Source organism: Mesorhizobium sp. P5_C1 (assembly GCF_054049815.1).
Map to the genome: position 1 here is coordinate 1 of NZ_JBFULQ010000392.1, position 5,463 is coordinate 5,463.

Here is a 5,463-nt window from a genome sequence, read left to right on the forward strand (position 1 = left end):
ACGTTGCGGTTACCATGACCTATGTTGACGTTAACCGCGCCGCTCGATCCGTCGATGTAGCGGCGGCCGCTCTTGTCCCATAGGTAGATCCCATCGGCGCGGTCCACAATTGGCCGTTGGATTCGTGTGAAATGGAAAAGGTTCGGTCGGCGGTCGGTTTCAACGGACTGCACAGCGATCATTCGCCCCTCTTTTTTCGGCCGAGGTAACGGTCGAGGACATTCCTGGTGACGCGTTCGACCATCGGGTCTTGTCTTAGCAGGCCGGCGACCCACTCGCAGCTTCCGGCATGGAACACCTCGCCCTTGCCGCGCGGGAAATTGACGATCATGCCGTTGCCGCGTTTGACTTTTTCCAGATTGGCGTCGCTGGCCTCGCCGAACAGCGTTTCGGCGGTGAAGCGGCCATCCTCGTCGGTAAGGAACTGGTCCTCTATCGGGATATCTGCGCTTTCCTCGACCTGGGATGCCATGCCAACGGCGAGAACCTGCAACCCGTCGGGCGCACCGCTGGTCGCGGTGGGGTAGGGAAGGCCGCCGCGTATCTCGAAGTCGAGCCCATCGACCTCATAGCCATAGACATGGCTGTCGGCGCCCAGCAGGTCGCCATAATAGACGCCGGTGCCGGCAAAGGCCCAATGCTCTGGCCGGTAGACCGGAAAGCCGCGCACGCCGCGCGGCGCGCAGCCGCCCCAGCCGGCATAGACGCCGCGCGTCGCGTTGAGCCCGAAGGTCGCTGAACCCGGCCGGCCGATTTCCGGCGCTTCCCAGGAATTGGTGGCGCGGGTGACGTCGCCGCCGTGGAGATAGGCGGGGTCCTCGGCACGTGCGCGGTATTTGTAGCAGACCTGCCGGCGGCCCTCGTCCTCCAGCCGCGTCTGCCACATGAAATTGCCGGCAAAGCGCGCTGCATGGCCGCCGCGCTCGACATAGGCGTCGACCGCATCGCGCATGTCCCAGGTCCAGTATTCGTCATGGCCGACGAAGACGGCACAGTCGTAACCGTCGAGAATCTCAGGTGAGAAATGCAGATCGTGCTGGCTGGCGAGGTCGACGCCATAGCCGGCCCGTTCGGCAAAGCGGAGGAAATGGCTGTCGTAGCTGGCCCAGCCGGACGAGGCGTACTTCTTCGAATGACCGGTGGCGAGCGCCCATTCCATGTGCGGATAGCGCGGCACCGTCTTTGGCGGTACGGCGACTTCCAGCGGCACACGCGGCGCGTCTTTCGGCAGCACGACGAAACCGCGGCACCAGGGGCGTTGCGTCGACACGACGGGCGAATACTGGTTGCGGTCCGGCCCGGTGATGCCCTGGTAGTGGTTGGAGCCGCCCCAGGTGTTGTAGGCAAGCCAGGTGCCCGTTGCGGCCACTTGCAGCACTCGGCCGGGTTTCTTGCCGGGCTGCGGGCTGACGATGAACAGATGATGGCAATGGATCGGCTTGCCATCACGGCCATCCGCTTCAAGCGTCACGCGATAGGCGCCGGACGGCCAGTCTGCCCCGACGCGGAATTCAAACGAGGCTTCCCAGCCGCAGCCTTCGACCGAGCACTGGTCGGGGCTGTCCTGCCAGCGCGCCGCGATGCCCGATTTCTCGAACACTTTGGTCTCGGTGCCGCCATCGCGGACGATCGCAATGTTGAATGCCGGAGCCGTCGAACTGACATGGAACGCCACGGTCTCGCCGACGCGATAGGAAAACCGGTCGCTGTAGCACCAGATCTCGCCGCGCTCGCCATCCATCCCAGGCCATTCGTAGTAGTGGCCGCGTACCGCGTGGCGACGCTGCTCCGGCGTCAGTCCGAAATCGGGGAATTCGGTCGGAAGGTTGATCATGAAGCCCTGAAGTTTCAAAGGCGCCATTTCGGCGATCTGGCGGTCAAGCGTCAAATGGAAACCATCGGGCCAGCATTCGTTAGCCGCGCCCTTGGCCCCTGTGGCCAAAAAGACTATCTCCACAAAGGGCGGCGTTTTCCGCCACCGGAGGCGGCATGCTGAGAATCCAGAAGGTCAAGGTCGACGACATCTACGTGCCGACGGCACGCAAGAAGACGCTGCATCCCGAGACTGTCCGACATCTGGCCGAGGACATCCTCGAAAACGGTATGAAAACACCGATCCAGGTCCGCCACGACGGCAAGCGCCATATCCTGGTCGAAGGCCTGCATCGGCTGGAAGCAGCCAAATGGCTCGGCGAGACCGAGATCGACGCCTATCTGGTGCAGGCCAAGCGCCACTGACGCTCCTTCGTTCGTGATCTCTATCCAACAGGCGCATTTCTCCAGATTTTTTCGCTGGCCCAGATTTTTTCTCTGGCGATGTCGACTTGCGCGTCATCCGTTCGTCCTAGGGACGCAAGCCAGATCAAACCACGCAAGGACCCATCATGACCACCAAGCTCGACATCGCTCCCGCCAATGACCGCGAACTGGTTCTGGCCCGCATCATCGATGCGCCGCGCGAGAACGTCTATCGCTGCTGGACAGACCCGAAACTGGTGACGCAGTGGTTCGCGCCAAAGCCGTGGACGACGCCGCGCGCCGAAATGGATGTGCGCACCGGCGGCTCGAGCCTTGTCGTGATGGCAGGCCCCGACGGCAATGAATTCCCCAACCCCGGCGTTTTCCTCGAAGTCGTTCCCGGCAGGAAGATCGTCTTTACCGACGCCTACACAAAGGCATGGGAGCCATCGGAGAAGCCGTTCATGACCGGCGTGCTGACCTTCGAGGACGAGGGCAATGGCAAGACCCGCTACATTGCTCGGGTCAGGCACTGGAGTGTCGCCGACCGCGAGCAGCACGAGAAGATGGGCTTTCACGAGGGCTGGGGCCAGTGCACCGACCAGCTCGAAGAGCTCGCCAGAACGCTTTGATACCGCCGGGACGAGGAGGAGATCGATATGTTCAAAACCCTGATTTTCGCCATTCTTGCTTCGGCTGCAGCGCTTCTTGCTTCACCGGGCGCCACCAATGCAGAGGAGGCAAAACCCGCCATGACGACCGCTACGAACCCACTGCCGAAGCCGGAAAAATCTGGCCTGCTGCCGGTCAACGGCCTGAACTACTATTACGCCGTCTACGGCAAGGGCGAGCCGCTGCTTCTGCTCCATGGCGGCCTTGGCACGACTGACATGTTCGCGCCGATCCTGCCCAAGCTTGCCGAGAATCGCACCGTCATCGGCGTCGACCTGCAGGGTCATGGCCGCACGGCACTCGGCGATCGGCCGTTCACCCTGGAGGCGATCGGTGACGACATGGCTGATCTCGTCAAGGCGCTCGGCTACGACAAGGTCGACGTCATGGGCTATTCGCTGGGCGGCGGCGTCGCCTTCCGCATGGCGGTCCAGCATCCTGAAACGGTGCGCCACCTTGTGCTGGTTTCGACCGGCTATGCCGCGGACGGTTTCTACGCCGAGATGCGCGGCCAGCAGGCGCAAGTCAGCGCGGCGGCGGCCGATTTCATGAAGAACACGCCGATGTACAAATCCTACGTCGCGGTGGCGCCGCATCCAGAGGACTTCCCGAGACTCCTCGACACGCTCGGCAACTTCATGCGTCAGAACTACGATTATTCCGCCGACGTCGCCAAGCTGAAGATGCCGGTCATGCTGGCCTATGGCGACAGCGACATGTACCGGCCCGAGCACGAGATCAAGTTCTACCAGATGCTCGGCGGCGGGCTGAAGGACGCCGGCTGGATGCGCGAGAACCTGTCGCAGAACCGCCTGGCGATCCTGCCCAACCGCACCCACTACGATGTCTTCTTCGCCCCCGAACTGACCGCTGCCGCATTGCCGTTTCTCAACGGCGAGACCAAGGTGAAGACCTGGGACGAGGTCGTCAGCGAAACCGAATAACCGCCTGCCGATTCCCACCGGCCGTTTCCGACGAAATGGCCGGCGGTCTTTGTTTATGAAGCCTTCGCCCGGCGCGGCTGCCTGAGATGCTTGATGCCGCTCATCTCGACGAAATTCGTCGCCGCTTCCCAAAGATGGTCGCCGTAGAGGAACGGCTCGAAAGGCTCCGCGTCGGTCAGCGGCAGCGGCGCGATCTCCGCGTCGACGCGTGGCTCGTAGAAGAACGGGATCGAGAAGCGCGCCGTCTTCGGCGCGATCACCCGGTGTCGCGTCGCGCGGACGCGTTCGCCGGTCCAGCGCTCCAGCAACTGGCCAAAATTGACAGCTAGTGTGCCATTGGCCGGCGGCACGTCGATCCATTCGCCGGCGAGGTTCATTGCTTGCAGACCTTCGACACCGTCCTGCGCCAGCAAAGTGACGAAGCCGGAATCGGCATGCTCGCGGCCGATGATGGTGCGCGTCTCGCCCTTGTGCACCACCGAAAACTCCGGTCCGCTGGTGTCGACGCCGGCATTGGCGTCACGCAAGGGGTAACGGATCAGGCGCAGCGTCGAGATGCCGTGATCGAAATAGGCGTCGAAGATCGTTTCCGGCAGGCCAAGTCCGCGGGCGATCGACCGCATCAGCGCGTTGCCCACCGTCTCCATGGCGCGGTAGTAGTCCGCTGCCGCCGCGCGCCAGCCGGGCAGGGCCTCTTCGGCCGGCAGGGGTGTCGGCTCGCACAACGGATCGTCGGAAACCGAGGCATCAGCCGCGTCGACAAGACCCGGATCGGCAAGGTCCGGACCCATGTCGATGCCTTCCTTGTAGGAAACGGCTGCCGGCTGCAAAGGGAACCAGCCGCGATAGACGTTCTTTTTGCTGCGGTCGAAATTCCAGCGCAGCAATTTCTGCTTCTCCCCGTCGGGAAGCGCGAAGATGCGCAGCAATTGCGCCCTTCTTTCCGGCGTCAGCCGGTCATCGCCGGGAAAGTCCCGGACGGCCATGAAGCCGATCCCCGAAGCTGCGGCCATGATCCTGGCGTCGGTACGGTCACGGGCGGGCGAGGACGGCCCGAACAGATCCTCAATGCCGATGGTTTCGATGTCCGGTGTCATGGCTTCAGGTCCACTGCATCACGATAAGCGATGGCGTTGTATCAAAGCTTTTCAATTGACCCAATCGGGTCGGCCATTACCTTGCCGCCTATTCTCTTCACCTATGGATCAAGGACGATGGCCAAATATCAGGGCGGATGCCTATGCAAGGCGGTGCGCTATCGCGTCGACGCAGCCCCCATCAACGAACGCGTCTGCCACTGCCGGCTGTGCCAGAAGGTGATTGGCGCCGCCTTCAACGCACGCGTGCTGTTTCGCGTCGATGAAGTGACGATCGAGGGGTCACTGGCGATGGTGAACACCTCACCCGATCTCAAGCGCGGCTTTTGCCCAAGCTGCGGCACGACGATGTTCTCCCGGCGCGATTCCGCCGGCATCATCGGCATCACCACCGGTTCGCTCGACGATCCCACGGCCTTCAAGCCGCAAATGCATATTTTCACGGCCTCGAAGCAGCCCTGGGTGATGCTTGACGATGGCCTGCCGCAGTATGAAGGCGCACCGCCAGGCTG

6 protein-coding genes and 1 pseudogene are annotated in these 5,463 nt (G+C 62.7%); 4 read left to right on the forward strand and 3 right to left on the reverse strand.

The annotated features are described in order from the left end of the window. Positions 1–182 (reverse strand): annotated as a pseudogene (locus tag ACXJ7R_RS23980) (aspartate aminotransferase family protein); the annotation flags it as partial. Then, positions 179–1,834 carry a N,N-dimethylformamidase beta subunit family domain-containing protein gene (locus ACXJ7R_RS23985; RefSeq protein ID WP_457154014.1) on the reverse strand — a complete coding sequence of 552 codons (1,656 nt, stop codon included), beginning with the start codon at positions 1,832–1,834 and terminating at the stop codon, positions 179–181. The gene ACXJ7R_RS23985 and the pseudogene ACXJ7R_RS23980, both read right to left, overlap by 4 nt. A 155-nt stretch (positions 1,835–1,989) precedes the next feature. Here ACXJ7R_RS23985 and ACXJ7R_RS23990 point away from each other — a divergent pair, with 155 nt between their 5' ends. The 3 genes from ACXJ7R_RS23990 (at position 1,990) to ACXJ7R_RS24000 (ending at position 3,854) form a co-directional block, all read left to right on the forward strand. After that, positions 1,990–2,238 (forward strand): ParB N-terminal domain-containing protein, encoded by a 249-nt coding sequence (locus tag ACXJ7R_RS23990; RefSeq protein ID WP_095085577.1) that lies wholly within the window; start codon positions 1,990–1,992, stop codon positions 2,236–2,238. A gap of 146 nt (positions 2,239–2,384) precedes the next feature. Then, positions 2,385–2,870: an SRPBCC family protein gene (locus ACXJ7R_RS23995; protein WP_457154010.1), complete on the forward strand. Its 486-nt coding sequence runs from the start codon at positions 2,385–2,387 to the stop codon at positions 2,868–2,870. A gap of 27 nt (positions 2,871–2,897) precedes the next feature. Next, a complete protein-coding gene (locus tag ACXJ7R_RS24000; protein WP_457154011.1) occupies positions 2,898–3,854 on the forward strand; it encodes an alpha/beta fold hydrolase in 957 nt (318 codons plus the stop codon). A 53-nt stretch (positions 3,855–3,907) separates the two neighbouring features. Here ACXJ7R_RS24000 and ACXJ7R_RS24005 read toward each other — a convergent pair whose 3' ends face one another. Continuing rightward, entirely contained in the window at positions 3,908–4,951 is a 1,044-nt protein-coding gene (locus tag ACXJ7R_RS24005; protein ID WP_457154012.1) for an isopenicillin N synthase family dioxygenase, read from the reverse strand. Positions 4,952–5,068: 117 nt separating this feature from the next. Between ACXJ7R_RS24005 and ACXJ7R_RS24010 the strand changes: the two genes are divergently transcribed. Further along, a partial coding sequence (locus ACXJ7R_RS24010) for a GFA family protein (RefSeq protein ID WP_457154013.1) occupies positions 5,069–5,463 on the forward strand: 395 nt, incomplete at its 3' end.

What these genes read in the sequence shown, in the direction of transcription:
- ACXJ7R_RS24005 (WP_457154012.1), bottom strand. Translation starts at nt 4,951, where the DNA reads ATGACACCGGACATCGAAACCATCGGCATTGAGGATCTGTTCGGGCCG.
- ACXJ7R_RS23990 (WP_095085577.1), top strand. Translation starts at nt 1,990, where the DNA reads ATGCTGAGAATCCAGAAGGTCAAGGTCGACGACATCTACGTGCCGACG.
- ACXJ7R_RS24000 (WP_457154011.1), top strand. Translation starts at nt 2,898, where the DNA reads ATGTTCAAAACCCTGATTTTCGCCATTCTTGCTTCGGCTGCAGCGCTT.
- ACXJ7R_RS23985 (WP_457154014.1), bottom strand. Translation starts at nt 1,834, where the DNA reads ATGATCAACCTTCCGACCGAATTCCCCGATTTCGGACTGACGCCGGAG.
- ACXJ7R_RS23995 (WP_457154010.1), top strand. Translation starts at nt 2,385, where the DNA reads ATGACCACCAAGCTCGACATCGCTCCCGCCAATGACCGCGAACTGGTT.